Genomic DNA, 26,001 nt, shown 5'->3' with positions numbered 1-26,001 from the left:
CACGGTTGTCGAGCAATGCGCAGGTGTCGAACCTGCGCATTTTTTTTTGGGGTCAGACGGTCGGGACAGGATCCAGCTGGCGGCCGACTTCGCAGATCAGCAGGGCGATCGAGTCCGCGTTGTGCAGGATGACACCCACCCGGGCATCCGATGACTGCTGATCCATGAACGCATTGCGCGCCTCGTTCATTGTCGTACTGTTCGTTTGCTTGAAAATTTCCGCAGCCGTGGTCTCTTTTTCGGGAATCCTGTCAAAGTCGATCCAGATCGCGCGATCCGGATTCCATTCCGCGAACAGTTGTGCCCGGGGTGTGGCCAGTGACAGCGCCATTCTCCGTTCGTCCTGCAACGACCGGAGCAACTTCGCACCGTCGGGTGTCACCGCCGATATCAGGTCACAGAAAGGCTCACGCCCGCGTACGGTTGCGATATCCCAGGCGTTGCTCAGTTGATGGGCGAGTTCGTGGATCAGGGTTTCGGCTTGCGCATGACCGTCAATATCAAACCCTTGAGCAACGACGGGGACGTAGTCACCCAGGTCCTGGTCAAAAAAGTGCTGGGTGAAATGGACCTTGTTCTGCAGATCGCCATCGAGGACAAACGCAATCACGTCGTGGAACCAGTTGGTCGAACCGACGATGAACCGGTCGGTGTTGAGCAAATCATCAGCGGGATCTACCAGGGCGTTGCAGATCGGCAAGATCGCGGTTTTTATCCTGGCCAGGATCTGCGTTGTGAGACGCGGGACATCAAAAAACTCCATTAGAAACCGGTTGACCCGTCCACCGGGCACAGCGGTTATGTCCAGAATCGCCAGGTTGTGCAGGCAGTTGAACGCATAATCCCGGGCCAGCCCCACTGCGTGCCCGAGTACCCGCGCTTTTTCAGGGTAGCGTCGAGTGATTTCTTCCATGCCGTGCGCTTCGATGTTGAGCATCGTGCGGCGCAGGCGCGTGTATTTGTTGTGCTCCAGCATTCTGGAGAAGGCTTTGCCGAAATGAACGGTCTGGCCGTGCGCGATCTGTACCATCCGCGAACCGTTTTTCAACAGCAACGGGCCGCGTTCCTCAGCTTTGGCCAATTGCCAGGCCGAACCCTGCTTGACGACCCGGTAGACCTTGCCATCAACGGCCGCATAGCTGCGGTTGTTCGCGGCGTTCTGATAGACGCCCTGAGCCGCGCTGTACGTGAGGTCCTTGAGCGCGACATCCGTCGCCTCGAAAGGCTGCAGGCGTGTGCGTTGTGGCGAGGTGGTTTCGATCTCGGCCAAGGTCGGTGCAATCGGTTTTTCGACTTTTCCAGTGCCGGTCGCGACGGTCTGCTCGCCGACCTCGGCGCTCACTGTGCTTTCGGCCGACATTTCCGGCAAAAGGCCGACAAGCACCATCTGCTCCGCGCCGTCGAAAAAAGATTTCAGTGCTCTTTTCCAATGATGATTCTGCAGGGCTTCGGCCGAGTCCTTGAATTCGTCGTAGGCTTGCCAGAGAAAGCGCCCATAGGCGAGTTTGCCTTGCAACATGTCCGTGACCTGTTTGATCTCGTCACTGAACAGGACTTTGGCGTTGTCCCAGTCGGATTGCCCGTCGCTGTCTTTCTGCGACCCGAGCATTTGTTTCAACACATCGAGGTTGTCCTGAAACAGCCGCTCCAGCAGGTTGCCCCCGATCGGGCGGTAATCGAGTGTTACTTCACTGGTCTGGCCGAGGGTGTCGGCGAACAGGCTGCGAAATGTTGCGCGTTGTGTGGGTGGCAGACGACGGAACAACAGGTTCTGCAGCAGCCCCGGAATATTAAGGGCGGCGATCAGACCCTGTTCATCGGGGAATTCGTGAAAGGCCTGCTCCGCATACGGGGTATAAAGCACTAACGGGCCTTTGTGCCCGGTATCGGGAGCCAGCACATACAGGCCACATGCCTCGACGGCGTTGGCCTTTTCCGTCTTGATCAATGACAGCGGACACACGATCGCGTGTGTCCCGGCGACGGCCGCGCGGGCGATGGCATCCGGCATGTCCAGTACCTGGCGGATGTAACTGAAGGCCTTCTCGGACAAATGCTGCTGAAGTTTCAGTGCATGAGCGTGTTGCAGCAATTGCCAGGGCACCTGGCGAAAAAAAACCTGTTGCCGGGCCAGACCCGCCACCGATGTCGTCGATAGCGCGTCACGGACCTTGTCGCTGTAGGTGGTCGGTATCGCCAGGGACAGCAGTAGTTGTGTCACGGCGCTTTGGTTCAGCCCGTCCGGAAGGGCCTGGGTGGTTTTCGAGGTGACCTTGAAACCGGTGCCCTGGGCGATGTTGATGTGATTGAGGGCAAACTCGACCAGGTTTCTGGCGGGCCCGGCCAGCGCCAGATTGGGCGTTATCTGAATGTGCCGGGGATTGAGCCCGCTCTTGGGGAATCGACTGTCGAGCAGTGATTTCAAGGTCTGCTCGACATGGCTGACCAGCGTCGGCACGCCTGTCAGGTAGTCCTTGTCGTCGACGACACTCTGGCGCCACTGCTCCATGAGTTCGACGTGCAGTTTCTGTTCCGCGTTCGCTGCCATGCCCAGCCACGCCGGGTAGGTCTGTTGTGTGGCAATGGCCCGGGCATGGGCCTTCGCCAGTTTGAGGTTGGTGTGAAAAGCCTGATTGCGCAGTTTCGTCAGAGCATTGTTGCGCCTGACGGGATCTTTCACGCGGGTGCGCACCTGCTCGCAGCGCCCGAGAAAATGCTCGATGGCCGATTGCACGCGATTGTGCAGCACGTTGTGTTCGATGATTTGAAATGCCCCAAGGGTGTAGCGCTGGTGGGGCTGAAACTGCGCGGGCAGCAGGTTTTCCAGTAACGACAGACGTTGCACGCTGTGCAGCAGCCGCTGATCGAGCATGCGCCGTGCAGCGGCGACAGTGTCGAACACTTCAATGCCCAGCGCGGGCGTCCAGATCACTGCCCGCCCGGAGTGACTGGCGTCCAGGCCGCCGCGCTCGGTCATCAGCAGGCAGTGGGCGAGCGGCAGCAGATTCTGCTGACCGGAAGACTCAAGGCTGAGTGTATAGGCATCGGGGCGAAAGCCCTCGAGGGAGTGCCGCAACGCACGGGTCGGCTGATCAGCGTTGATCACGGTGTTGACAATTGCCTGTACGGAGGCCGACAGGCTGTCGCCCAGCACCCGCAACCGGGCTTCGCCGGTGACACCGATAAACCATGCATGAGCAAGCATTGACTTCAGGCTTTCGAGAAACGGCCGTTGGGCCTCCTGATGCGCCATGGGTTGTGTTTCGAGCATCGCGACAAGCGGGCCCTCGACGCTGCTGAATGTCTTGATCGCCGCGCGCGCCTTGTCTGCCAGTACCTGAGAGGGTTGCTGGTTGCCTGCCAGCACCGGATGCGTGCTCCATCGACCTGCACTGTCCAGCACCAGCAAACGCTCATGAATCATCGAACGGATGTCCAGGCTCTTGTCGAAAAGGGCGTGCAGATTCACCGCGCCATCGCTGTGGCGAAACACTTGCAAGGCGTATTCGATGTTTTGCCGCTGCTTGGTGATGATCAATTCGAAGAGGATCTTGAAGATTTCTCCGATGATTCGGTCTCCCGACACCTGCGGCTGGTCGAAACCCAGAAACCGGTTGCGCTCGTCAAGGCTGAGCAGGCCGTAGAGTTCGTCTTCGTGGCCCTTGGCAATGAACTTGCTCTGCAACGTCTGTTTCAAGTCTTTGTAGTCGGTGAGAACTTGCAGGCCCTGCACCGGCGTGTAAAGAAATGCCTGGCTTGCGCTGATCATCAGCGACCCCGCCAGTTCGACGTAGTTGGCTTCGTGCTCCCAGAGCCGCACGGTTTCGGTGAGAGGGCGTTGCGGGCCTTGCGCGTCGTGCGTTATCAGCTGATGCAGTGCGTTGAACTGTGTTGCATCGAGAATGCCGCTTTCGCGTTTGATCATCCATTCGCTGCGTGCCTGGTCTTGCAGCACGTCGGCGAAGAACGTGCGGCGCGGCGCGGCGCGCCGTCTGCAGATGCCGCATTCCAATAGTGTTCCAGTTGCCGGAAAAGCAGCGCTGGCAACATGCCGGACGCGCTTTTGACAGCCTCTTCCCATTGCGCTTGATCGCCTTTGGTGACTGATCTGCCTGGGTTGCTGAACTCCCGCAGTGCGGCGGTCGGCCACTGTTGATGCCGGTAATGCAACAGCACCGCATCGCTCAGGCTCATGGAGTCGAGCCAGTGTCTGGTCGGCGTCGCGGCATCGGCGCCGGTGGCATCGTCCAGGGTGTAGAAACCGACACGAGTACGGTTTTGCTGCAGGCTGCCGAAATGCGACTTGAGCAATTCATCCAGAATGCTTTCCAGCAGATGATTGAGCGTCGGCAACTGCTCCAGCTCCGCACGCATGGCCTGCGTATTCAGAACTTGCCCCTGTTGGATGGCCGCGGTGTTTTCATCGAATACATCACCTTCGATGAGGCTGAACGACACCGTTATGTTTTCGGCATCGAACAGCCGCTTGCGTTGCGGCAACGACAGGAACGCAAACAGATTGGCCTGGTCGTCAGGATTGTTCAGTCGCTGCTCCAACTGTTGTTTCAAGTCGGCGCGGTCAGGGTACTTCTTGAGGCCGTCATACACGGTGTACAGGATCTGGGCTTTATTGACGGGCGTCTCGCCGAGAACGAACGCACCCGGCAACGGCAGCGGCATTTCCTTGCCAACATTGAGCAGGATGTGCTCGGCGCGCATGGCCGGGGTCTGCTGGCTGCGCAAGGCATGGGTGGACAGCTTTGCATGGGCGAGCCATCTGAATTCGTGCTCCGACAGGCCATGGGCCTTGCCCAGCTCGGTCCAGAGTCCGGGGGAATCAAAGACTTCGGGGAACAACAAGGGTTTGATGGGGGCTGACATGATCGAGTCTCGATGAGGGGCGCATGCTGGCAGGCGCCGATGGGTCGAGACGCAAGGCTAGGGCGGGTGACGGAGGCGAGGGTGGTAGATAAATATTGCGGGGTTGACAGGTAACCGGCCGGCCATGGTTAATCCTCAGGCGGGTTGTTCGTTCGCTGTTGTTCCCTCCAATAATTACTCTGGAGCTTCAGATGTCTGCGCCACACGATCATGCGGTCTCGTCCACGGTATCCCTGGACGAGCTGACTCAATTGCTGGAAAGGATTTTCACCCGTCACGGCACCTCCGCCGAAGTCGCCAGAACGCTGGCCGCGAATTGCGCGAATGCCGAGCGGGACGGTGCGCACAGTCACGGCGTATTTCGGATCCCCGGATATGTCTCGACGCTCAACAGCGGCTGGGTCAACGGCAAGGCTGTGCCGAAAGTCGAGGATGTGGCTTCAGGATTCGTCAGCGTCGATGCCGGCAACGGTTTTGCCCAGCCTGCGCTGGCGGCAGCACGTGCGCTGCTGGTGGAAAAGGCCCGCAGTGCCGGGATCGCGGTGTTGGCGATCCGCAATTCCCATCACTTTGCCGCGCTGTGGCCGGACGTCGAGCCTTTCGCCGATGAAGGCCTGGTAGCGTTGAGCGTGGTCAACAGCATGACATGCGTGGTGCCCCACGGCGCCGACCGGCCATTGTTCGGCACCAACCCGATTGCCTTTGCCGCGCCACGGGCTGACGGTGCGCCGATCGTGTTCGACCTGGCCACCAGCGCCATCGCCCATGGCGACGTGCAGATCGCCGCGCGCAAGGGCGAGAAGCTGCCGGCGGGCATGGGTGTCGACAGCCTCGGCCAGCCGACCTGCGACCCGAAAGCGATTCTGGAAGGCGGCGCATTGCTGCCGTTTGGCGGGCACAAAGGCTCGGCGCTGTCGATGATGGTCGAGCTGCTGGCCGCCGCGCTGACCGGCGGCAACTTCTCGTTTGAGTTCGACTGGAAGAACCATCCCGGCGCCAAGACCCCGTGGACCGGCCAGTTACTGATAGTGATCGACCCGAGCAAGACTGCCGGGCAAAGCTTTGCCGAACGCAGTCAGGAACTTGTGCGGCAGATGCACAGCGTGGGGCTCAAGCGCTTGCCGGGTGATCGGCGGCATTTGCAGCGGGCCAAGTCACTGGCCAAAGGAATCGAACTGGATCAACAGACCCTGTCGCAGTTGCGTGAACTGGCCGGCGAATGAGTGTGTGCCGGGCATGAAAAAGGCGAGCCCGAGGGCTCGCCTTTTTTGTTCGCGCTCAGCGGCGACCGAGCAGCAATCCGACCACCAGACCGAACCCGGCGGAAATCGCCACGGTCTGCCACGGATGACCGCCGATGTAGCTCTCGGTGGCGTCCACCGCCGGTTTGGTGCGGTCACGCACACTGGATACCGAATCCAGTGCCTGCTGCAATTTCAGGGCGATTTGTCCGCGCAGGGTTTCCGCTTCCTCGCCGACCAGTGAAGCACTGCTCTTGAGCAGTTTGTCCGACTCTTCGATCAGAGCCTGAAGTTCGCTGAACGCTTGATCCTTGATTTGGTCTTCAGCGGCTTGAACGGCGCTTTTGCGGGCCATTGGGTGACTCCTTGCAGGTGAATGGACAGTGAACAATGGAGTGTGGCGCGACTTGAAAAGTTGCAGCGATTTTCCATCCGGAGCAAAAACCAGCGTCAGAGGTTTCCGTCCAGAGTGTAAGATGTCGCCATTTCATGCAGCAGGTAATTCCCGATGAGTTTCAATCTGGCCGACAAATCCCTCGCAGAGCGCGCCGCGCTGGAAGATGAAAAATCCCGACTGTTCGAACTCTGGCAGAACAATCTGGGCAAAGCCAAGGGCGAAGCCGCGCGGTTGTTCGGCGAGCGCTCCAAACGCAAGGGCAAATGGGCCGAGTTCGTTCGCGCTGAACTGGACGGCATGTCGCCTCCGGAATTCGCCAACATGGTGCGCAGTGAAGTCAATCGCCTGATGGCGGCCAACAAGTAATCACTCGGCCCTGAAACTGGAGCCAATCGCTTCGCGCACCGTCAGCACCACCGGATCGATCTGGGTGCTGGTGCGCCAGCCCAGTTCGATCGGGTAACGCGGCAGCGCCAGCGGGCAGGGCAGCAGCGCCAGCCCGCTCATTACGGCAATGGCCTGCGCGGCGTGGGCCGGAATGGTCGCCACCGCATCGCTGCCCTTGAGCAGGTGCGGTAATGCCGCGAAATGCGTGGTCGAGGCGCAGACCCGGCGACTGCGGCCCAGCGCCGCCAGCCCTTCATCGGTGATCCCGATAAAACCGCCCGACGACACCAGAAGGTGCTCGCGGGTGACGAACTCCTCCAGATCGATCTGCTGCTGACCCGGCGCCAGGCTCGCCGGATCCACCAGACACGCGTAACCCCCTTCACCCAACACCTGACGGCTGAGCAGCCGCTCGGCGAACCCGCCGGCGGTAATTGCCAAGTCGATGCTGCGTTCCATCAGTGCCCGGGCGACGATCTGGCTGTGGGTCTGGCGGAAAATCAGCCGCAGTTTTGGCGCACGACGGGCGATTTCCTCGATCAGTCGCCGGCCGTAAGCGATCTCGAAATCGTCCGATAGGCCCACGGTGACCGAGCGTCCTTCGTAGTGATTGGCCGTCGGGTCGACCATGGCCAGGCTTTGCCGACATTTATTCAGCGCATCGCTGACCACTGGTTTCAACTGGTTGGCCTTGAGCGTCGGCGCCAGTCCCCGGCCGGTGCGCACGAACAATTGATCGCCATACACCTCGCGCAACCGCCGTAAGGCCGCGCTGACCGCCGACTGGGTCACGCCCAGGCGCAACGCCGCGCGGCTGGCGCTGGACTCTTCATGCAGCGCTTCGAAGACTTTCAGCAGGTTGAGGTCGACGGTCGCGATATTCATTTGGCTCATATCATTCAGCAGTGGATCGGTCTTTATTCATGATCCCTTGGCGCCGGACAATGAGCAACACCTGAACTTCACGGAGTGACCGCCATGCCCAAATCAATCGTTGCCGCCCTGCAGATCGGCGCCTTGCCCGGTGGCAAGGCTGAGACCCTGGAACAGATCCTGAGCTGGGAAACCGCGATCATCGAATCCGGCGCCGCGCTGGTGGTGATGCCCGAAGCGTTGCTCGGCGGTTACCCGAAGGGCGAGGGCTTCGGCACGCAATTGGGTTACCGCTTGCCCGAAGGCCGCGAGGCCTACGCCCGTTACTTCGCCAACGCCATCGACGTGCCGGGTGCGGAAACCGAAGCGCTGGCCGGTCTGTCGGCACGCACCGGGGCCAATCTGGTGATCGGCGTGATCGAACGGGCCGGCAGCACCTTGCACTGCACCGCGCTGTATTTCGACCCGCAGGCAGGACTCGTGGCCAAACACCGCAAGCTGATGCCTACCGGCACCGAACGGCTGATCTGGGGCAAGGGCGACGGTTCGACGCTGCCGGTGCTCGACACTCAGGTCGGCAAGCTCGGCGCCGTGATCTGCTGGGAAAACATGATGCCGCTGATGCGCACGGCGATGTATGCCAAGGGCATCGAGGTCTGGTGCGCGCCGACTGTGGATGAGCGCGAGATGTGGCAGGTCAGCATGCGCCACATCGCCCATGAAGGGCGCTGTTTTGTGGTCAGCGCCTGTCAGGTCCAGGCCTCGCCGAATGAACTGGGGGTGGAAGTTGCCAACTGGCCGGGGGATCGACCGCTGATCGCCGGCGGCAGCGTGATCGTCGGGCCGATGGGCGACGTGCTGGCCGGGCCGTTGCGCGGCGAGGCCGGACTGCTCACCGCCGAGATCGACACCGAAGAACTGGTGCGCGCCCGCTACGACTACGACGTGGTCGGCCACTATGCGCGGCCGGATGTGTTCGAGTTGAGCGTCGATGAGCGGGCTAAACCGGGCGTGCGTTTCACGGTTTGACGGATTGTCGGCGCCGCCATTCATCTCGGGTGATTTCCCAGATCTCCCGTGGGAAGCGGCCGCCGACGAAGTCGTCCTCATCGGTGCGAATCAAGCGCATGTCAGCGCGTTCCGAGAGCTTTCGCGAGCCAAGGTTCGGTGCGGCTTTCGGCACGCGCATCAACGGTTGATCGAGGGTTTCGAACCAGTACCGGGTCACGGCTTCGCTGGCTTCGGTCATCAAGCCCTGGCCCTGCCAGGTCGGGGCGAGCCAAAAACCGCGGTGGTTGTCCGGCTCGTCCATCAGGCTGATGTTGCCGATCAATTGCTCTGGCGCCGACCTGAAACGAATCGTCCATTGCCACTCTTTGCCTGCCGCAATGGCAGGCAGCGCAATGTCACGCAGATAGGTGAGGGCGCCATCGTCCGGATAAGGCCAGGGCACGAAGACGTTCAGATAACGCACCACTTCCCAGTGGGGGAATTGCTGCTGGATGGCCTCGGCGTCCGCCAGTTCAAGTGGACGCAAGATCAGTCGTTCGGTGTACAGCGTGGGGATGTCTTCCATAAACCTGCGGCTTCCATGTTTCTGATAGTAAACGCTGCAGGCTACCGCATCTTTACCAGGTTGCGGCACTGGCTCTCGGCAGACTCAGCTTGCCGGTGTCGACAAAACGCATCGTGCCAAACAACCCGCCCGCAAGTTTGCCGCGCAGCACATAGGGCAGGTTGTCGAGGGTTTGCGTCTGGCTCAGGCCCAAGGTCTGGCGCAGCACCGAGAACGCGGAAATGCTCACCGGGACGCTGACGATGGTTTCGGAGAACCGTGGAATCGAGCCGCTCTGATCGCTAACGCCCGACGCCAGGGAGTGGCCGTTGACCTCCAGATCCAGCGCGATGCCGTTGTAGTCGATGGGCGTTTCGTTGGGGTTCTGCACCCGCAGCTTGATCGCGAAACGGACTTCCAGATCCTGGCTCGGCAGCGGTTCGAGGCCGACCACGTTGATGTTCACCGGGTCGCGGTTGGGAAACAGCGCACAGGCGCTGAGCGAGAGCAGAAGCAGGGACAGGATGACGGCTTGGAAACGGCGCATTGATGCTCTCTCATTGAAAAAGGGCTGAACCGTCGCCGGTATCAGCCCTTTTTTCATGGAGCGGACAGGATCAACGGTTCAACTGTGCGACAGCGGCCGGCGCGGCGGGTTCAGCTTTGGCCGGCAGGTCGGGGTTTTCCATGACCTGAAGGATAGAGGCTTCCGGGTCGAAGTCATCTTCTTCCAGTTCGATGAATTCTTCCGGCAGGAAGATATTCAGCACGATGGCACACAGCGCGCCGACGGTGATTGGCGACTCGAAAATATTGCGCAGCGCCTGCGGCAGTTCACGCAGCACTTCCGGCACGGCGGCGATGCCCAGGCCCATGCCGACGGAAATCGCCACGATCAGCATGTTGCGCCGATGCAGGCCGGCCTCGGCGAGGATCTTGATCCCGGCCACGGCTACGGTGCCGAACATCACCAGCTCTGCGCCGCCGAGCACCGGTTTCGGCATCAGTTGCAGCACCGCGCCGATCATCGGGAATAGCCCCAGCAACACCAGCAGGCCGGCGATGAAGAACGCGACGTAGCGGCTGGCCACGCCGGTGAGCTGAATCACCCCGTTGTTCTGGGCGAAGGTCACCATCGGCATGCTGTTGAACACCGCCGCCATGGCCGAGTTGAGGCCGTCGGCCAGCAGCCCGGACTTGATCCGGCGGATGTACAGCGGGCCTTTGACCGGTTGCCGCGAGATCATCGAGTTGGCGGTCAGGTCACCGGCAGCCTCCAGCGGCGACACCAGGAAAATCACCGCCACCGGCACGAACGCCACCCAATCGAAGTTGAAACCATACTTGAACGGCACCGGCACGCTGACCACCGGCACTTCGGGCAGGTTGGCAAAGTCTACGGTGCCCATCAGCCACGCCACCACGTAGCCGAGGGTCAGGCCGATGACGATCGCGCCCAGCCGCAGGAACGGCACATCAACCCGGTTCAATACCACGATGGTGCCCAGCACCAGCGCTGCCAGAAACACATGGCTGGCCGCGCCCAGGTCCGCCGCGCCGAAGCCGCCGGCAATGTCGGTCATCGCCACTTTGATCAGCGACAGGCCCATCAGGGTGATGATGGTGCCGGTGACCACCGGGGTGATCAGCATGCGCAACTTGCCGATAAACTGGCTCAGCACCACTTCGATGAAGGCGGCGAAGAAGCACACGCCGAAGATCGTCGAGAGGATTTCATCGGTGCCGCCGCCCCGGGCCTTGACCATGAAACCGGCGCTGAGAATCACGCTGATAAAGGAAAAACTGGTGCCTTGCAGGCACAGCAGCCCCGAACCGACCGGGCCGAAGCGCTTGGCCTGAACGAAGGTGCCGAGGCCCGAGACGAACAGCGCCATGCTGATCAGGTACGGGATTTCACTTTGCAGGCCGAGGGCACCGCCCATGATCAGGGTCGGGGTGATGATGCCGACGAAGCTGGCCAGCACGTGTTGCAGGGCGGCAAACACCGTTGCGGTGAAGTGCGGACGGTCGTTGAGGCCGTAGATCAGATCGTTGTTGCGCGGGGCTTTTTCAGAGACGGTCATGGTGGTTTGCGTGCCGCAATGCGGGGCCGGGTCGGAAAATGGGTGCGCAGGATGCCGTAAGCGAGGGGCGAGGGCAACGCATGATCGTTCCCACGCTCTGCGTGGGAATGCAGCCGGGGACGCTCCGCGTTCCAAAAAATGCTCAGGTTCGACCAAAGGCTGACAGCAGATCTTCTTCAAAAGCCTTCTGTGCATCGCCGGGCACCTGCGCCCGATGGCGGGCCAAGTGGAACGCCACGTCAAAGCTCAACTCGCCTTCGCGCACCGGGCGCAACAGACCCTTTTCCTGCCATTGGCGGGCGTAATGGTTGGGCAGATAACCGACGTGTTTGCCGGACAGAATGAAGGCGAGGGTGCCTTCGACCTGTTCCGAGCGCGCCGAGCAGACCTTGCCCTGAAACGGCTCGTCACTGCGCAGGAACCGGTAGGGATGATCGACCCGGTCGCAGGCCTGCAACGCGGTGTCATCGGGAGCATCGTCGGTAAACAGCGGATGACCGGGGGCGCAATACAGATGCTGGGTTTCGCTGAACAGCTCGCGATAGTCGAACGCGCTCTGCACCTGGGAGAAATAACCGATGGCCAGGTCCAGCCGCTGTTGCAGCAACAGACGCTCCATTTCGCCGGGCATGGCGCTGATCAGTTCGATGCGCACTGATTCGTCCCGCTCGCGAAACCGCCGGATCGCATCCGCCACCCGTTGCAGCACCGACTGATCGACCGCTTCCGACAGACCCAGCCGCACTTCACCGATCAATCGTCCGGCGACGCCGTTGGATTGATGGCGGAAGGTTTCGATCGAATCGAACAGCGCCCGGGCGGCAATCAACAGCTGTTCGCCCTTGGGCGTCAGGCTGAAACCGGCCTTGCCCCGGTTGCACACCCGATAGCCGAGACGGGTTTCAAGCTTGGCCATTTGCTGGCTGATGCTCGACTGGCTCAGGCCCAGTTCACCTTGCGCAGCACTGAAACCATTGGATTCGACCACGCCGAGAAACAGCCGCAGAAGCTGAAGATCGACATCGTGGAGCTGACCGAGCATCACATTACTCCGGGATAAAGTCAGGTTAACAAACTTGATATTTCTCGAATGTATCCGACGGCGCATCCTGCCACCACTTCCTTCGGTCAGGTGTTCGTCATGGCTCCCGTCTTCAAGCTGTGTTTGCCCGCTTTGTTGCTTACCGTCTCCATCGCCGCCCAGGCCGAAGAGAAAACCCTCAATCTCTACAGCTGGGCCGATTACGTGGCGCCTGAAACCTTGCAGCGCTTCGAAAAGGATACCGGCATCCACGTGCGCTACGACACCTTTGATACCTCCGAGGTGCTGGAAACCAAGCTGCTTACGGGCGGCAGTGGCTATGACGTGGTGGTGCCATCGTCCAGCGTGTTGGCCCGAGGTCTGGCCGCTGGAGCGCTCAAGGAAATTCCCCACGAAGGGGTCAAGGGTTACGCCAATCTCGATCCGGATCTGCTGGAAAAACTGGCGGCGGTCGATCCCGGCAACCGCTACGGCGTGCCTTACACCTGGGGCACCCTCGGCCTGGGCATGAACGTCGAGGCAGTCAAACAGCGGCTGCCGGATGTGCCGCTCAACAGCCTCGATCTGCTGTTCAAGCCAGAATATGCCAGCAAACTCAAGGATTGCGGGATTGCGATTCTCGACTCGCCTCAGGAAGTGATCGGCCTGGCGCTGCACTATCTCGGTAAAGATCCCTACAGCACCGACAAGACCGATCTGGCCGCCGCCGAAGCCTTGTTGCAGAAGTTGCAGCCCTCGGTGCTGTACGTCGCCACCGGCCGGCAGATCAGCGATCTGGCCAACGGCAGCGTCTGCCTGGCGCTGACCTATAACGGTGACGCGAGCATGGCTGCCGATCAGGCGCGCAAGGCCAACAAGCCGTTTGAGGTTGCTTACCGGATTCCCAAGGAAGGCACGCTGGTGTGGCAGGACAACCTCGCCATTCCCAAAGACGCGCCGCATCCCGAGGCCGCGCGCACCTTCATCGAGTTCATGTTGCGCCCCGAATCCGTGGCGGCGCTGACCAATACGCTGTTCTTCGCCACCGCCAACCAGGCCGCCACGCCGCTGGTGGATGAAGCGGTGCGCAACGACCCGGACATTTATCCGAAACCCGAAGTGCGTGAGCGGCTGTACGCCGACCGCAGCATGAGCCTCAAGGACATGCGCCAGCGCACGCGCTTGTGGACCACTTTCCGTAGCCGCCAATAGCCCTTCATAACAACAGGAACACACCGATGGACGTGCCCATGCAAAACGATCAGGCCCTGACCCGTGACAGCCTTTACGGCACTGCTGCCGAAAGCACCTACGCCGGGATCACCAGTTTCATGCGCCGGCGCTACAGCCGTGACCTGCGCGGCGTGGACGTGGCGGTCAGCGGTGTGCCGTTCGACACCGCCACCAGCAACCGTCCCGGCGCGCGTTTCGGGCCGCGCGGAATTCGTGCGGCGTCCACCGGGATTGCCTGGGAACGGCACTGGCCGTGGGCGTTCGACCCGTTCGATCATCTGGCGGTGATCGATTACGGCGATTGCGACTTCGATTACGGCTCGCCGCACACCATTCCGGAAAGCATCGAGGCCCACGCCGAGCACATCCTCAGCTCCGGCAGCGCCATGCTCACCTTTGGTGGCGACCACTTCATCAGTTACCCGCTGCTCAAGGCCCATGCGCGCAAGCACGGCACGCTGTCGCTGATCCACTTCGATGCACACAGCGACACCTGGCCGGACGAGGGTGGCAAGCGGGTCGATCACGGCACCATGTTCTGGCACGCCGCGCGGGAAGGGCTGGTGGATCCGGCGCGTTCGGTGCAGATCGGTTTGCGCACCACCAACGACGATCATCAGGGTTTTCAGGTGCTGGACGCGCGGCAGGTGCATCGCCGTGGTTGTGAGGCGATCGTCGAGGCCATTCGTGCGCGAGTCGGGGATAACCCGGTGTACCTGACGTTCGACATCGATTGCCTCGATCCGGCCTTTGCACCGGGCACCGGTACGCCGGTTTGCGGCGGCCTGAGCACGGTGCAGGCGCTGGAGATCCTTGGCGGCCTGCGCGGGATCAATCTGGTCGGCATGGACGTGGTGGAAGTGGCCCCGGCCTATGACCACGCGGACGTGACGTCGCTGGCGGCGGCAACCCTGGCCATGGAGATGCTTTGCCTGTATGCGGCCCGGCACAAAGTCGACGCGTGATCCCCTCCGAGTCTGGTGAAAGCTCCTGACAATTTCTGACACCAGGCTCTGCTAAGCTCCGGCAAACTTTTGTCCGGAGCCTCTCACCGTGTCGCGAACCACTCGCCTGTTGACCCTGCTGCAAGTGCTGCGTGGCAAGAAACGCCCGGTGACTGCGGCGACGCTGGCGTCCGAGCTGGAGATCTCCGAGCGCACGCTCTATCGCGACATCGCCGAATTGACCGCACTCGGCGCGCCGATCCATGGCGAGGCGGGCATCGGTTACGTATTGCGCAGCGGTCTGTTTCTGCCGCCGCTGATGCTCAACGCCGACGAGACCGAAGCCATCGTGCTGGGCCTGCGTTATGTCGATCAGCGTGGCGACGAGGTGCTGAGCAAGGCTGCGGCGGATGCGCTGGCGAAAATCGCTGCGGTGCTGGACCCGCAGGCCCAGGAAGCGCTGCGCAACCCGACCGTCATGCCCGGGCCGCCGGGTTACGGTTTTCCGCAAAACGCGGTGCCGTTGAACGTTTTCCGTCACGCGATCCGCGATCAGGCCAAGTTGCACATCGATTACGCCGATGCGCAGCAGGTGCAGAGCCAGCGCTTGATCTGGCCGCTGGCGCTGGGCTTTCTCAACGAGGTGCGGATCATCGTGGCGTGGTGTGAATTGCGCGGCGCCTATCGCACCTTTCGCACCGACCGGATTGCCGCGGCGAGCCTGCAGGGCGAGCGCTATCCGGGGCGGCGCAGCGACCTGTTGCGCACCTGGCAGCGGCAGATGCAACTGGACGAAAATGGCCGTTTCACTCCTGACAGGAATTGACGCAGGGCTGTTCTAGGATGGCGACAGAACCCGAAAAAAGGAGCTGTAACCATGTTCCATCCCACCTCGATACTTGCCCCGGCCATCGTTGAGTACATCAACGCCGCCAATGCTCGCGATACGTCCCGGGTCGGCAGTTTTTTTGCCGAGGATGCCCATGTGTTCGATGAAGGCCATCATCAGGTCGGCCCGCAGGCCATCGCCAACTGGATGCAAGACACCGCCCAGCGCTATCAGCCGCGGGTGGAAGTGCTGGGCGTTCAGCAGCGCACCGGCAAGGTGCTGGTGCAAGGGCTGATCTCCGGAACGTTCCCCGGCAGCCCGTTGGAGCTGCGCTACACGTTCCGGCTCAACGAACAGGGCAAAATCGCTCGGCTGGATATTTCCCTGTAGCCATCGTGGCATACTGCCGCGCATGACTTTCGACTCCCCTTTGAGCGCCTGGCAATACGCCGTCGACCACAAGGGCTTCATCCAGGATGAAGCCCAGGAACACGCGGTCTGGTCCTTGCAAAAATGCCATGAAGCCCTGCACGCCGGTGCCCGTTCGGTCACCGGCGTTTACCTGTGGGGCCCGGTCGGGCGCGGCAAGACCTGGCTGATGGATCAATTCCACCAAAGCCTGCGGGTGCCGGCGCGGCGCCAACACTTTCATCACTTCATGGGCTGGGTGCATCAACGCTCGTTTCAACTGACCGGGATCGCCGATCCATTGAGGGCCCTGGCTCGTGAGTTGGCGGTCGAGGTGCGGGTGCTGTGTTTCGATGAACTGTTCGTCAATGACATCGGTGACGCGATCATTCTCGGACGACTGTTTCAGGTGATGTTCGATGAAGGTGTGGTGGTGGTCTGCACCTCTAACCTGCCGCCGGATCAGCTCTATGCCGACGGCTTCAACCGCGATCGCTTCCTGCCGGCAATCACCGCGATCAAGCAGCACATGCAAGTGGTCGCGGTGAATGGCGCCGACGATCACCGCTTGCATCCCGGCGCTGTCGAACAACGCTATTGGGTCGCCTCTGCGGGGCAGGGTAGCGAGCTAAGTCAGGTGTTCGACGCCTTGGCCGCCGGGCAGACCGTCAGTGCCGAACCGGTGCCGGTCGGTTACCGTGCTTTGAACGTGGTACAGGCCGGCGATTCGGTGCTGTGGTGCCGCTATGCCGATCTGTGCGAGCAACCGTTCGCCGCCATGGACTTCATCGCGCTGTGCGACACCTACCGGGCTATCCTGTTGAGCGAGGTGCCGAACCTCAGCGCGAAAAAGCGCGAAGGGCGGATTGCCCGTGGCACCGAGGACGGCGCGGAACGGGTAGTGGCCGGCGATCGCGAATTGCCGCAGTTGTCGGTGCACGACGACGGCGTGCGCCGGTTCATCGCGCTGGTCGACGAGTGCTACGACCGCAAGGTGCCGCTGTACATTGAGGCCGAAGTGCCGATGGACGCGCTGTACACCGAGGGCTACCTGGAATTCCCGTTCCGCCGGACCCTCAGCCGCTTGCAGGAGATGCAGCTGCAACGCTTCGCCGAGACCTGAAACACGGAGGGCGCGACATGACTCAGCCACTGTCCCATCATTTGCTGACCATGGCTTATCAGAACGCTTGGGCCAACCATCGACTGGCCAAGGCCTGGAGCCAGCTCGATGATGCGCAGCTGGCAGCGCCACGGGTGAGTTTCTTCCCGAGCATCCGCCTGACCCTCAATCACATCCTGACCTGCGACTGGTTCTACGTCGATGCGCTGGAGCGCGAGTTGCGCGGTGACGAACCGCATCCCGATTGCTACGTGTTCTTCAACGCTGACGAGCCCTTCACCGAGGCGCAGGCCCTGCGCCGTGAGCAGGACCATGTCGACCGTCGGCTGATCGCCTACTGCGAGCAACTGCGCGATGCCGATCTGGGGCGCATCGTCACGATCGCCCGCGACACGCCGCAGCACGACAGTCGGCTGCGGATGATTTCCCACCTTTTCGAGCATCAGATCCATCATCGTGGCCAGGTCCACGCGATGCTCAGCGGCACCTCGGTGAAACCGCCGCAGCTGGACGAGTTTTTCTGTGCCGGCGAGTCCGGTCTGCGAGCCGAGGATTTCGCCGAGCTGGGCTGGACTGAAGAACTCATCTGGGGCCACTGAATACGTCGGGTTGTGGCCGGGGCCTGCCTCGCGCTAAGGTCGCCGAGCCTATCAGTGCGTATCAAACGCGCCGGGGCCCCGTGCGATCGAGGAAGGAAATGGATTCCGCAGAAATTCTTGTGCTTCAAGCCAGTTACACCAACCCGGTGCATGCCGAGGCCATCGGTGTGGTGCTCAATCATTACGCCGAAGACCCGATGGGCGGCGGCCATCCCATTGCCCCCGAACTGTTGCAGCAACTGCCCGCCGAACTGGCCAAGCGGCCCCACGCGTTCAGCGTCCTGGCGTTCGTCGGTGGCGAGCCGGCGGGGCTGGTGAACTGCTTTGAAGGGTTTTCCACGTTTGCCTGTAAACCATTGGTCAACGTGCACGATGTGTCGGTGGTGACCAAGTTTCGCGGTCTGGGGTTGAGCCAGAAAATGCTGCGCAAGGTCGAGGAAATAGCCCGTCAGCGCGGTTGCTGCAAGATCACTCTGGAAGTACTTGAAGGCAATGCCGTGGCGCAAAACTCCTACGCCAAGTTCGGCTTCGCGCCGGGCATGTTCGACCCCAGTCACGGGCGCATGCTGTTCTGGATCAAGGATCTGCAGGCATAAAAAAAGGCGCCCGGAGAGGGCGCCCAACTGTCATCTGCGGGGCCAGAGCGGAGCCATCGCAGGTCCATCGGTAAAGCGTTCGCTCAAGGGCGATAGGACTCGGTGACCTGGGCGGTCTGGTCGTCCGGAACCTTGAGTTCGTTGGTCTTCGCCTCAGCCTGCTGGCTCTGTGCGGAATGAACCGGGAAATTGGCCCAGTAATGTCTCATGCGCTCGGCGCCGCCTTCGGCGAATGCGCTGGCGGATGCGAGGGTGAGCAGGCCTGCAAGAATTGCAGTCGTGGTTTTCATGGTGCCTCCTACGAAAAATGTCGGAGCCGTTCGTCCATGAATCAGGGCCTCGGGGCGCAGTGTCCGTCGAGGGCATTAACAAGAGGTTAACGCTCGTTCAGTGTAGGTTTTACAGGGTGTTTCCACGGCGTATCGGACGAACGCTGCACGCGTGAATGACGCGTGCTGGTCGTAAGGAAGGAGGGGGCAGTGCGGCTGTGAATGTCGAAAAGGGCCGTTTCCGGCCCTTTTTGTTACTGTTGCAGAACCACTTCCGTGGTCGCAGTGGCGGGTTTCTTCGGCTTCATCAGGCTGAAGTCGATCAGAGCCCGCTGTTCGCGTTCGTAAGGGTTGCCGATCAACAGCGGACGCGGCTTGAAGCTGTCGCTGACCACGCTCTTGGTGCGATCCAGTTCATCGAAACTCAAACCGGCCAGGTCCGCCCAGGTGTGGATCAGGTGCGAGCTGCTGTAAGGGCGGCTCAGATCCCCGGCGAAACTCCAGTCGTGGTTTTCACGCCACTTCGGCGACGCCCAGGCCATGAACGGAATGGTGTACATCGGTGCGGTCGGCTTGTTTTCGTTGCGACCCAAGGTGCTGTGGCCGACCGAGTCGAACACGTCTTCACCGTGGTCGGAGAGGTACAGCAAAAAGCCGTTAGGATCGGATTTGGCGTAGTCCTTGATCAGGCTCGAGACCACGAAATCGTTGTACAGCACCGCGTTGTCGTAGCTGTTGTAGGTCGGAACCTGATCGTCACGCACACCGGCCGGAACGCCGTTGCGGTCCTGGAACTTGTCGAAGCTCGGCGGATAACGGTACTGGTAGCTCATGTGCGTACCGAGCAGGTGCACGACGATCAACTTGCGCGGCGCCGCGTCGGCCAGGGCCTTGTTGAACGGCTCGATCACGTCGCCGTCGTACTGGGCGGCGTTCTGGTTGCGGTTGTTGTTCAGGTACACCTGCTCGTCGGCCTGTTCGGAGAAGGTCGTGAGCATGGTGTTGCGTTTGGTCATGGTCTGCTGGTTGGTGATCCAGAACGTCTTGTAGCCGGCCTGTTTCATCATGCTGACCAGCGACGGCGTGGACAGGTACAGGTCCGGGTTTTCTTCGTCGGCGAAGGTCAGCACCTGTTGCAGCGCTTCAATCGTGTAAGGGCGCGGAGTGATGACGTTGTCGAAGATCGACAGCTGATCCTTGAGCTTGTCCAGCTCCGGCGTGGTTTTACGCGGGTAGCCGTAGAGGCTCATGCGCTGGCGGTTGGTGGATTCGCCGATCACCAGCACCAGGGTTGCCGGCTGGTTGGCGCCCGAGTCCTTGAGGTTTTTCAGCGGCGGGATCTTGCTCGCGCTGTGCAGCATGCCCTGCATGTCGGCCAGGGTGTCCTGATAGCGGTGGTACGCCACGGCCATCTGCCACGGCACGGCCGGCTCGATGCGGGTCTCGAATTTCTCGAAACCGCCAGCAAGGCTGCCCGTGCGCATTGTCTGCTTGACCAGCGGGTAGCCGATCACGGCCACCAGAATCGCCATGGCGGCGACGACTGCCCGGCCACGGGGCAAGTACACCGGACGCAGGCGGGTCCACAGGAAGTACGCGAACGCGGTGTGTGCGATGAACGCCGGAACCATCCACCAGGCAAAGTACTGGGTCATGTACTCGCCGGCTTCGGACACGTTCGATTCGAACATGATGAAGATGACGCTCTGGGAGAATTCCTGCTGATAGATGAAGAAATACCCCAGGCTGGCCATCGAGCAGGCCCACAGCACCACGCCGATCAGCGCGGCGAGCAAACGGGTGCGTTTGGGGAACAACAACATCGGCGCGAGCCACACGGCGCTCATCACGAAGGCCTGGCGAAAGCCCGTGAACCCTGAAGTGCCCGTCAACTGGATCAGCAGTTGGGTGATACCGGAGAAGTACCAGAAAAACACGAACAACCAGATAAAACCGGCCCAGTCGAAACCTGTCGCAGTCGTATTGCTGCGTTTGAACACCGCCATTCAGCACTCCAGCTCAGTCGTCACATCCACCGCCGGGCGCTTCATGTAACCGCGTATGAACCCGACGAACGGAGGCCATGCGCAGACACGCACGGCCAGAATGCGCCGGAGTATCAACAAGCCAATGTGAAAACTTTGTTAGTTGCCGAAACAGGCAGGAGGTGCAGCATGTCGGGAACGGCAATGGCCGCTCCCGAAGCGGGCGGGGAGATCAGGCGTGGGGCGAGCGCTGTACGCGCGGCAAGGGCTGTGGCTCGGCGCCTTGGGTCAGCAGGCGCAATTGCGCGAGTTCCTGCTTGAGCTGATCGCGTTCATCTTTCAACTGTCGCAATTCATCGCGACGGATGGTGACGTACAGGGTTTGTGGCGGCATTGCTGTATGTACTGTGCCCATTGCTCACCTCGCAAATGGCGTGTCTCAACTGCAGATCAGCCCCGGTTTCGGGCCTTGAACTGCTATCGGCGCCGATTTTGATTTCTTTTGCTCGTGAATGGAACTTTTTTATTTTTCATGGTCGTTGTGTCTTCGACACGTTTCCCGACGTTATCAGTCTGGATCGGGCACAATGCACGGAAACTTCAACCCGACGCTCTGGACTAACCTCCATTAGTCGCGTTGGGCTATACCTTTGACACACTTTTATTTGTAGTAAGGAGCATCAGCACATGCAACTCGGGATTATTGGACTGGGCCGCATGGGCGGCAATATTGCGCGACGTCTGATGCTCAACGGTCACACCACCGTTGTTTACGACCGCAATACCGCCTTTGTCGACACCCTGGCCGCCGAGGGCTCTACCGGCGCCGCCGACCTGCCTGCACTGGTCGCAGGCCTGGCCAAGCCGCGTGCGGTGTGGGTCATGCTGCCGGCCGGCGCACCGACTGAAGACACCATCGAAACCCTGAGCACGCTGCTCGAGGCGGGCGACACCATTATTGATGGCGGCAACACCAACTATAAGGATGACATCCGCCGGGCCAAAACCCTGGCCGAGAAGGGCCTGCACTACATCGACGTCGGCACCTCCGGCGGCGTCTGGGGCCTGGAGCGCGGCTACTGCATGATGATCGGCGGCGATGCCGAGACCGTTAAGCGTCTGGATCCGCTGTTCGCCGCGCTGGCGCCGGGCATGGGTGACATCCCGCGCACCAGGGACCGCAAGTCCGATGACCACCGTGCCGAGCACGGCTACATCCACGCAGGTCCCGCCGGTGCCGGTCACTTCGTCAAGATGATCCACAACGGGATCGAGTACGGGATGATGGCGGCGTTCGCCGAAGGCTTCGACATCCTCAAGACCAAGTCCAGCGAGCTCCTGCCGGAAGATCAGCGTTTCGACCTGAACGTGGCTGACATTGCCGAAGTCTGGCGTCGTGGCAGCGTGGTGTCGTCCTGGCTGCTCGACCTGACCGCCGATGCCCTGGCGGTCGACCCGAAACTCGACGGTTTCTCTGGCTCCGTAGCCGACAGCGGCGAAGGTCAATGGACCATCGAAGCGGCAATGGAACAAAAGGTGCCGGTACCGGTGCTGTCCAACTCGCTGTTCTCGCGCTACCGCTCGCGCGGTCAGGGCACTTTCGGCGACAAGATTCTTTCGGCCCAGCGCTTCGGCTTCGGCGGCCATGTGGAGACACCGAAGAAATGACCCATACGATCCGCAGGAAATCCAAGGCAGAACCCGCGCCACCGACCACGCTGTTTTTGTTCGGCGCCCACGGTGATCTGGTCAAGCGCCTGCTGATGCCGGCGCTGTACAACCTGAGTCGCGACGGCCTGCTGGATGAGGGTCTGCGGATCGTCGGCGTTGATCACAACGCCATCACCGATGAAGCCTTCGCGCAAAAGCTCGAAGACTTCATCCGCACCGAAGTGGCAGCGAAGGTCGGCAAGGGCGATCAGATGCTTGATCCGGCCTTGTGGGCCAAGCTCGCCAAAGGCATCAGCTACGTCCAGGGCGATTTCCTGGACGACAGCACCTATTCAGCCCTGGCGGCGAAAATCGCCGACAGCGGTACTGGCAATGCGGTGTTCTACCTGGCCACCGCGCCACGTTTCTTCAGCGAAGTGGTGCGCCGTCTCGGCAGCGCCGGATTGCTCGAAGAAACCCCGGAAGCCTTCAGAAGGGTGGTGATCGAAAAACCGTTCGGCTCCGACCTGCAAACCGCCGAGGCGTTGAACGCCTGCCTGCTCAAGGTCATGTCGGAAAAGCAGATCTACCGGATCGATCACTATCTGGGCAAGGAAACCGTGCAGAACATTCTGGTCAGCCGGTTCTCCAACAGCCTGTTCGAAGCGTTCTGGAACAACCATTACATCGACCACGTGCAGATCACCGCCGCCGAAACCGTCGGCGTCGAAACCCGTGGCAGTTTTTACGAACACACCGGCGCCCTGCGGGACATGGTGCCCAATCACCTGTTCCAGTTGCTGGCCATGGTCGCCATGGAACCGCCGGCGGCGTTCGGCGCCGATGCGGTGCGCGGCGAGAAGGCCAAGGTCGTCGGTGCGATCCGCCCTTGGACCACCGAGGAAGCACGGGAAAACTCGGTGCGCGGTCAATACAGCGCCGGTGAAGTCGCTGGCAAACCGGTATCCGGTTACCGCGACGAGAACAACGTCTCGCCCGACAGCACCACGGAAACCTACGTGGCGCTCAAAGTGATGATCGACAACTGGCGCTGGGTCGGCGTGCCGTTCTACCTGCGCACCGGCAAACGCATGAGCGTGCGCGACACCGAGATCGTCATCTGCTTCAAACCCGCGCCGTATGCGCAGTTCCGCGATACCGAGGTCGACGAATTGCAGCCGACCTACCTGCGTATCCAGATCCAGCCCAACGAAGGCATGTGGTTCGACCTGCTGGCCAAGCGGCCGGGGCCGGCGCTGAACATGGCCAATATCGAGCTGGGTTTCGCCTACAAGGACTTCTTCGAAATGCAGCCGTCCACCGGCTACGAAACCCTGATCTACGACTGCCTGACCGGTGACCAGACGCTGTTCCAGCGCGCTGACAACATCGAGAACGGCTGGCGCGCGGTGCAGCCGTTCCTCGACGCCTGGCAACAGAACGCGAGCGTGCAGAGCTACGCCGCTGGCGAAGACGGGCCGAAAGCCGCCGATGACCTGCTGACTCGCGATGGTCGCGTCTGGCATGGTCTCGGATGAGTGAGCCGATCCGTTTTCTGTTGAGTGACATGGACGGCACGCTGTTGCTGCCCGATCACAGTCTGAGCCAGCGCACCATCGATGCCGTTCGTGCGCTGCGCGAGGCGGGCCTGCTGTTCAGCCTGGCCACCGGGCGTCCGCCCAAAGCCATGTTGCAGCAGATCGAAGCGCTGGGCGTCGACCTGCCGACCGCGGCGTTCAATGGCGGCACGATCGTCAATCCGGATGGCAGCATTCTGGTTGCGCATTACCTGCCGGCCACAGCAGCGTTGACTGCACTGGCGTTGTTCGCCGATCAGCCGGATGTCGAAATCTGGGTGTTCAGCGGTGGCGACTGGCTGCTCAAGGATCCGCACGGGCCGATGGTGCCGCGCGAGCAGCACGGGCTCGGTTATCCGCCGGTGGTGGTGGAGAGCTTCGAGCCGTATCTGGAACGTATCGACAAGATTGTGGCGACCAGCAACAACACTGAACTGCTGATCGAACTGGAGGCGCAGTTGCTGCCGAAGGTCGAAGGGTTGGCACAGGTGTCGCGCTCGCAACCGGTGTACCTTGACGTGACGGCGCTGGACGCCAACAAGGGCGCTGCGTTGGCAACCTTGGCCGCGCATTTGGGCGTGCCGCTGGCGCAGACCGCTGCAATTGGCGATGGCGGCAATGATCCGGCGATGTTCCATGTTGCCGGGTTGTCGATTGCCATGGGGCAGGCCGAGGACGCGGTGAAGCGTCAGGCCGACGTGGTGACGGGGTCGAACACAGAGGATGGCGTAGCGCAGGCCATCGAAAAGTACCTCTTGCCGCGCTGATCGAAGCATAAAAAAACGGGAGCCCCAGGGCTCCCGTTGTTGTTTCTACAGCCAGTAACTCACGGCGTACCAGCCGAGCAATCCCATCACCACGGTGTAGGGCAACGCCATCCACACCATCCGCCCGTAGGACAAGCGCACCAGCGGTGCAATCGCCGACGTCAGCAGAAACAGAAATGCTGCCTGACCATTGGGCGTCGCCACGCTCGGCAGGTTGGTGCCGGTGTTGATCGCAATCGCCAGCGTCTCGAAGTGTTCGCGGCTCATGTGGCCGGACAGGAACGCCTGTTTCACTTCAGTGATGTAGATTGTTGCAACGAACACGTTGTCACTGATCGCCGACAGCAGACCGTTGGCGATGAACAGCATCCCCGGCTGCTGATCGGCCGGAAGTGCCAGCACCCACTGGATCAGCGGCGCAAACAGTTGCTGGTCGTGAATCACCGCCACCACGGCGAAGAACACCACCAAGAGCGCGGTGAACGGCATGGCGTCCTTGAAGGCGCTGCCCAGTCGGTGCTCGTCGGTGATGCCGGTGAAAGCCGTGATCAGCACGATCACCATCAGGCCGATCAAGCCGACTTCAGCGATATGGAACGCCAGCCCGGCAATCAGGATCAGCGCAGCGCAGCCTTGCACCAGCAGGGCGGCGCGTTGGCGCGGGGTGCGCTCTGCGTTGTCTTCAGCGGCGTAGTTAGCCAGCACGACGCGTACGTTGTCCGGCAGCAGCGTGCCGTAGCCGAACCAGCGCAGTTTCTCCAGCAGCAGGCAGGTCACCAGTCCCGCGACCAGCACTGGTAGCGACACCGGCGCGACTTTTTGGAAGAATTCGGCGAAGTGCCAACCCATCTCATGGCCGATCAGCAGGTTCTGCGGTTCGCCCACCAGGGTGCAGACCCCGCCCAATGCAGTACCGACGGCGCCGTGCATCAACAGGCTGCGCAGGAAGGCGCGAAACTGTTCCAGATCCTCATGATGCAGCTGGGGCAGATGCTGGTCATCGCTGAATTCGCTGTCCTGGCGCGGATCGTTGCCGGAGGCCACCCGGTGATAAACCGAATAGAAGCCCACGGCGGCGCTGATGATCACTGCGGTCACGGTCAGCGCATCGAGAAATGCCGACAGAAACGCCGACAAAAAGCAGAACATCAGGGCCAGCAGCGCCTTCGAACGCACGCCCAGCAACAGACGCGAGAACAGAAACAGCAGCAGGTCTTTCATGAAGTAGATGCCGGCGACCATGAACATCAGCAGCAGAATCACCGGGAAATTGTGCTGCAGCTCTTCGTACAGCGCCTGCGGCGTGGTCATTTTCAGCAGCAGTGCTTCGATCAGCAGCAAGCCGCCAGGCATCAGCGGGTAGCACTTGAGCGCCATGGCCAGGGTGAAAATGAACTCGATCACCAGCAACCATCCGGCGGCGACGGGACCTGCGGCCCACAGCACAAGCGCATTGAGTAGCAGAAACCCGACGATGCACGCCTTGTACCAGCGGGGTGAATGCCCGAGAAAGTTGTGCGCGAACGCCTGGGCCATCGAACCGGACATTGGTTGCTCCTTGTATTAAGAAGCGCGCAAGTTG

25 protein-coding genes are annotated in these 26,001 nt (G+C 61.2%); 13 read left to right on the top strand and 12 right to left on the bottom strand.

Features of this window, described 5'->3' with window-relative positions; all coding sequences use genetic code 11:
- Nucleotides 1–52: 52 nt before the first annotated feature.
- Both L6D82_RS08035 and L6D82_RS28585 read right to left on the bottom strand, forming a co-directional pair.
- Nucleotides 53–4,012: a dermonecrotic toxin domain-containing protein gene (locus L6D82_RS08035; RefSeq protein WP_309295557.1), complete on the bottom strand. Its 3,960-nt coding sequence runs from the start codon at nt 4,010–4,012 to the stop codon at nt 53–55.
- Entirely contained in the window at nt 3,922–4,881 is a 960-nt protein-coding gene (locus L6D82_RS28585) for a hypothetical protein (RefSeq protein ID WP_309295556.1), read from the bottom strand. The genes L6D82_RS08035 and L6D82_RS28585 overlap by 91 nt, the downstream gene beginning before the upstream one ends.
- A gap of 191 nt (nt 4,882–5,072) precedes the next feature.
- Here L6D82_RS28585 and L6D82_RS08030 point away from each other — a divergent pair, with 191 nt between their 5' ends.
- Nucleotides 5,073–6,104, top strand: coding sequence for an Ldh family oxidoreductase (locus tag L6D82_RS08030; protein WP_085745801.1), 1,032 nt, complete (start codon nt 5,073–5,075; stop codon nt 6,102–6,104).
- A 55-nt stretch (nt 6,105–6,159) separates the two neighbouring features.
- Here L6D82_RS08030 and L6D82_RS08025 read toward each other — a convergent pair whose 3' ends face one another.
- On the bottom strand, nt 6,160–6,477 hold the full coding sequence (locus L6D82_RS08025; RefSeq protein ID WP_016982860.1) for an ElaB/YgaM/YqjD family protein: 318 nt from the start codon (nt 6,475–6,477) through the stop codon (nt 6,160–6,162).
- A 153-nt stretch (nt 6,478–6,630) separates the two neighbouring features.
- On the opposite strand from L6D82_RS08025, the gene L6D82_RS08020 reads away from it, so the two are divergent.
- Nucleotides 6,631–6,885 carry a hypothetical protein gene (locus L6D82_RS08020; RefSeq protein WP_007957535.1) on the top strand — a complete coding sequence of 85 codons (255 nt, stop codon included), beginning with the start codon at nt 6,631–6,633 and terminating at the stop codon, nt 6,883–6,885.
- Here the strand turns inward: L6D82_RS08020 and L6D82_RS08015 are convergent, their stop codons facing one another.
- Nucleotides 6,886–7,800, bottom strand: a complete 915-nt coding sequence (locus tag L6D82_RS08015; RefSeq protein WP_236188626.1) for a LysR family transcriptional regulator — start codon at nt 7,798–7,800, stop codon at nt 6,886–6,888.
- Between the two features lie 84 nt (nt 7,801–7,884).
- Here L6D82_RS08015 and L6D82_RS08010 point away from each other — a divergent pair, with 84 nt between their 5' ends.
- On the top strand, nt 7,885–8,808 hold the full coding sequence (locus L6D82_RS08010) for a carbon-nitrogen hydrolase family protein (RefSeq protein WP_236188625.1): 924 nt from the start codon (nt 7,885–7,887) through the stop codon (nt 8,806–8,808).
- Here L6D82_RS08010 and L6D82_RS08005 read toward each other — a convergent pair.
- From L6D82_RS08005 to L6D82_RS07990, 4 genes are all read right to left on the bottom strand, one after another.
- Entirely contained in the window at nt 8,798–9,355 is a 558-nt protein-coding gene (locus L6D82_RS08005) for a GNAT family N-acetyltransferase (protein ID WP_236188623.1), read from the bottom strand. The genes L6D82_RS08010 and L6D82_RS08005 overlap by 11 nt on opposite strands.
- Nucleotides 9,356–9,407: 52 nt before the next feature.
- A complete protein-coding gene (locus tag L6D82_RS08000; protein WP_236188621.1) occupies nt 9,408–9,881 on the bottom strand; it encodes an LEA/WHy family protein in 474 nt (157 codons plus the stop codon).
- Nucleotides 9,882–9,951: 70 nt separating this feature from the next.
- Nucleotides 9,952–11,418: a nucleobase:cation symporter-2 family protein gene (locus L6D82_RS07995; protein WP_085667096.1), complete on the bottom strand. Its 1,467-nt coding sequence runs from the start codon at nt 11,416–11,418 to the stop codon at nt 9,952–9,954.
- 142 nt (nt 11,419–11,560) lie between these two features.
- Nucleotides 11,561–12,460 carry a LysR family transcriptional regulator gene (locus tag L6D82_RS07990; RefSeq protein WP_236188619.1) on the bottom strand — a complete coding sequence of 300 codons (900 nt, stop codon included), beginning with the start codon at nt 12,458–12,460 and terminating at the stop codon, nt 11,561–11,563.
- Between the two features lie 99 nt (nt 12,461–12,559).
- Here L6D82_RS07990 and L6D82_RS07985 point away from each other — a divergent pair, with 99 nt between their 5' ends.
- From L6D82_RS07985 to L6D82_RS07955, 7 genes are all read left to right on the top strand, one after another.
- The gene (locus tag L6D82_RS07985) at nt 12,560–13,651 is read left to right on the top strand and encodes a polyamine ABC transporter substrate-binding protein (RefSeq protein WP_236188618.1); all 1,092 of its coding nucleotides are present in this window, start codon (nt 12,560–12,562) and stop codon (nt 13,649–13,651) included.
- A 26-nt stretch (nt 13,652–13,677) separates the two neighbouring features.
- Nucleotides 13,678–14,637 (top strand): agmatinase, encoded by a 960-nt coding sequence (gene speB, locus L6D82_RS07980; RefSeq protein ID WP_064381781.1) that lies wholly within the window; start codon nt 13,678–13,680, stop codon nt 14,635–14,637.
- Nucleotides 14,638–14,725: 88 nt separating this feature from the next.
- A complete protein-coding gene (locus L6D82_RS07975) occupies nt 14,726–15,442 on the top strand; it encodes a helix-turn-helix transcriptional regulator (RefSeq protein WP_115077845.1) in 717 nt (238 codons plus the stop codon).
- A gap of 51 nt (nt 15,443–15,493) precedes the next feature.
- Nucleotides 15,494–15,835 (top strand): nuclear transport factor 2 family protein, encoded by a 342-nt coding sequence (locus tag L6D82_RS07970; RefSeq protein WP_007957516.1) that lies wholly within the window; start codon nt 15,494–15,496, stop codon nt 15,833–15,835.
- A 22-nt stretch (nt 15,836–15,857) separates the two neighbouring features.
- A complete protein-coding gene (gene zapE, locus L6D82_RS07965) occupies nt 15,858–16,976 on the top strand; it encodes a cell division protein ZapE (protein WP_236188617.1) in 1,119 nt (372 codons plus the stop codon).
- A 17-nt stretch (nt 16,977–16,993) separates the two neighbouring features.
- Nucleotides 16,994–17,575 carry a DinB family protein gene (locus L6D82_RS07960; RefSeq protein WP_102718020.1) on the top strand — a complete coding sequence of 194 codons (582 nt, stop codon included), beginning with the start codon at nt 16,994–16,996 and terminating at the stop codon, nt 17,573–17,575.
- Between the two features lie 98 nt (nt 17,576–17,673).
- A complete protein-coding gene (locus tag L6D82_RS07955; RefSeq protein ID WP_085745791.1) occupies nt 17,674–18,171 on the top strand; it encodes a GNAT family N-acetyltransferase in 498 nt (165 codons plus the stop codon).
- An 83-nt stretch (nt 18,172–18,254) separates the two neighbouring features.
- Here the strand turns inward: L6D82_RS07955 and L6D82_RS07950 are convergent, their stop codons facing one another.
- The 3 genes from L6D82_RS07950 to L6D82_RS07940 all read right to left on the bottom strand — a co-directional run bounded on the left by L6D82_RS07950 (nt 18,255) and on the right by L6D82_RS07940 (nt 20,840).
- Nucleotides 18,255–18,461, bottom strand: coding sequence for a hypothetical protein (locus L6D82_RS07950; protein ID WP_085603949.1), 207 nt, complete (start codon nt 18,459–18,461; stop codon nt 18,255–18,257).
- A gap of 233 nt (nt 18,462–18,694) precedes the next feature.
- A complete protein-coding gene (locus tag L6D82_RS07945) occupies nt 18,695–20,446 on the bottom strand; it encodes a phosphoethanolamine transferase CptA (RefSeq protein WP_236188616.1) in 1,752 nt (583 codons plus the stop codon).
- Between the two features lie 211 nt (nt 20,447–20,657).
- Nucleotides 20,658–20,840 (bottom strand): DUF6026 family protein, encoded by a 183-nt coding sequence (locus L6D82_RS07940; RefSeq protein WP_007957508.1) that lies wholly within the window; start codon nt 20,838–20,840, stop codon nt 20,658–20,660.
- A gap of 272 nt (nt 20,841–21,112) precedes the next feature.
- Here L6D82_RS07940 and gnd point away from each other — a divergent pair, with 272 nt between their 5' ends.
- Genes gnd through L6D82_RS07925 form a run of 3 tightly spaced genes read left to right on the top strand, consistent with a single transcriptional unit; the run spans nt 21,113 to nt 24,419 of the window.
- Entirely contained in the window at nt 21,113–22,093 is a 981-nt protein-coding gene (gene gnd, locus L6D82_RS07935) for a phosphogluconate dehydrogenase (NAD(+)-dependent, decarboxylating) (protein WP_236188614.1), read from the top strand.
- Nucleotides 22,090–23,613, top strand: a complete 1,524-nt coding sequence (gene zwf, locus L6D82_RS07930) for a glucose-6-phosphate dehydrogenase (RefSeq protein ID WP_236188613.1) — start codon at nt 22,090–22,092, stop codon at nt 23,611–23,613. The genes gnd and zwf overlap by 4 nt, the downstream gene beginning before the upstream one ends.
- Nucleotides 23,610–24,419 (top strand): HAD family hydrolase, encoded by an 810-nt coding sequence (locus tag L6D82_RS07925; RefSeq protein WP_102686238.1) that lies wholly within the window; start codon nt 23,610–23,612, stop codon nt 24,417–24,419. Before zwf ends, L6D82_RS07925 begins: the two co-directional genes overlap by 4 nt.
- A gap of 45 nt (nt 24,420–24,464) precedes the next feature.
- Here the strand turns inward: L6D82_RS07925 and nhaB are convergent, their stop codons facing one another.
- Complete coding sequence (gene nhaB, locus L6D82_RS07920) at nt 24,465–25,967, bottom strand: sodium/proton antiporter NhaB (protein WP_102686237.1); 1,503 nt, start codon at nt 25,965–25,967, stop codon at nt 24,465–24,467.
- Nucleotides 25,968–26,001 lie beyond the last annotated feature (34 nt).

Source organism: Pseudomonas paraglycinae, from assembly GCF_021601625.1.
GTDB lineage: Bacteria > Pseudomonadota > Gammaproteobacteria > Pseudomonadales > Pseudomonadaceae > Aquipseudomonas > Aquipseudomonas paraglycinae.
The sequence above is the reverse complement of the archived record's forward strand: the minus strand, read 5'-3'. Positions and strand labels throughout refer to the sequence as shown.

Bases quoted from the DNA above. Each gene is read 5' to 3' on its own strand.
- L6D82_RS07990 (WP_236188619.1), bottom strand. From the start codon at position 12,460: ATGCTCGGTCAGCTCCACGATGTCGATCTTCAGCTTCTGCGGCTGTTT.
- L6D82_RS07985 (WP_236188618.1), top strand. From the start codon at position 12,560: ATGGCTCCCGTCTTCAAGCTGTGTTTGCCCGCTTTGTTGCTTACCGTC.
- L6D82_RS07940 (WP_007957508.1), bottom strand. From the start codon at position 20,840: ATGGGCACAGTACATACAGCAATGCCGCCACAAACCCTGTACGTCACC.
- L6D82_RS07995 (WP_085667096.1), bottom strand. From the start codon at position 11,418: ATGACCGTCTCTGAAAAAGCCCCGCGCAACAACGATCTGATCTACGGC.
- L6D82_RS07960 (WP_102718020.1), top strand. From the start codon at position 16,994: ATGACTCAGCCACTGTCCCATCATTTGCTGACCATGGCTTATCAGAAC.
- nhaB (WP_102686237.1), bottom strand. From the start codon at position 25,967: ATGTCCGGTTCGATGGCCCAGGCGTTCGCGCACAACTTTCTCGGGCAT.
- L6D82_RS08025 (WP_016982860.1), bottom strand. From the start codon at position 6,477: ATGGCCCGCAAAAGCGCCGTTCAAGCCGCTGAAGACCAAATCAAGGAT.
- L6D82_RS07925 (WP_102686238.1), top strand. From the start codon at position 23,610: ATGAGTGAGCCGATCCGTTTTCTGTTGAGTGACATGGACGGCACGCTG.
- L6D82_RS07970 (WP_007957516.1), top strand. From the start codon at position 15,494: ATGTTCCATCCCACCTCGATACTTGCCCCGGCCATCGTTGAGTACATC.
- L6D82_RS28585 (WP_309295556.1), bottom strand. From the start codon at position 4,881: ATGTCAGCCCCCATCAAACCCTTGTTGTTCCCCGAAGTCTTTGATTCC.
- zapE (WP_236188617.1), top strand. From the start codon at position 15,858: ATGACTTTCGACTCCCCTTTGAGCGCCTGGCAATACGCCGTCGACCAC.
- L6D82_RS07955 (WP_085745791.1), top strand. From the start codon at position 17,674: ATGGATTCCGCAGAAATTCTTGTGCTTCAAGCCAGTTACACCAACCCG.
- L6D82_RS08000 (WP_236188621.1), bottom strand. From the start codon at position 9,881: ATGCGCCGTTTCCAAGCCGTCATCCTGTCCCTGCTTCTGCTCTCGCTC.
- L6D82_RS08020 (WP_007957535.1), top strand. From the start codon at position 6,631: ATGAGTTTCAATCTGGCCGACAAATCCCTCGCAGAGCGCGCCGCGCTG.
- L6D82_RS08010 (WP_236188625.1), top strand. From the start codon at position 7,885: ATGCCCAAATCAATCGTTGCCGCCCTGCAGATCGGCGCCTTGCCCGGT.
- speB (WP_064381781.1), top strand. From the start codon at position 13,678: ATGGACGTGCCCATGCAAAACGATCAGGCCCTGACCCGTGACAGCCTT.
- L6D82_RS08030 (WP_085745801.1), top strand. From the start codon at position 5,073: ATGTCTGCGCCACACGATCATGCGGTCTCGTCCACGGTATCCCTGGAC.
- gnd (WP_236188614.1), top strand. From the start codon at position 21,113: ATGCAACTCGGGATTATTGGACTGGGCCGCATGGGCGGCAATATTGCG.
- L6D82_RS08015 (WP_236188626.1), bottom strand. From the start codon at position 7,800: ATGAGCCAAATGAATATCGCGACCGTCGACCTCAACCTGCTGAAAGTC.
- L6D82_RS07945 (WP_236188616.1), bottom strand. From the start codon at position 20,446: ATGGCGGTGTTCAAACGCAGCAATACGACTGCGACAGGTTTCGACTGG.
- L6D82_RS07950 (WP_085603949.1), bottom strand. From the start codon at position 18,461: ATGAAAACCACGACTGCAATTCTTGCAGGCCTGCTCACCCTCGCATCC.
- L6D82_RS08005 (WP_236188623.1), bottom strand. From the start codon at position 9,355: ATGGAAGACATCCCCACGCTGTACACCGAACGACTGATCTTGCGTCCA.
- zwf (WP_236188613.1), top strand. From the start codon at position 22,090: ATGACCCATACGATCCGCAGGAAATCCAAGGCAGAACCCGCGCCACCG.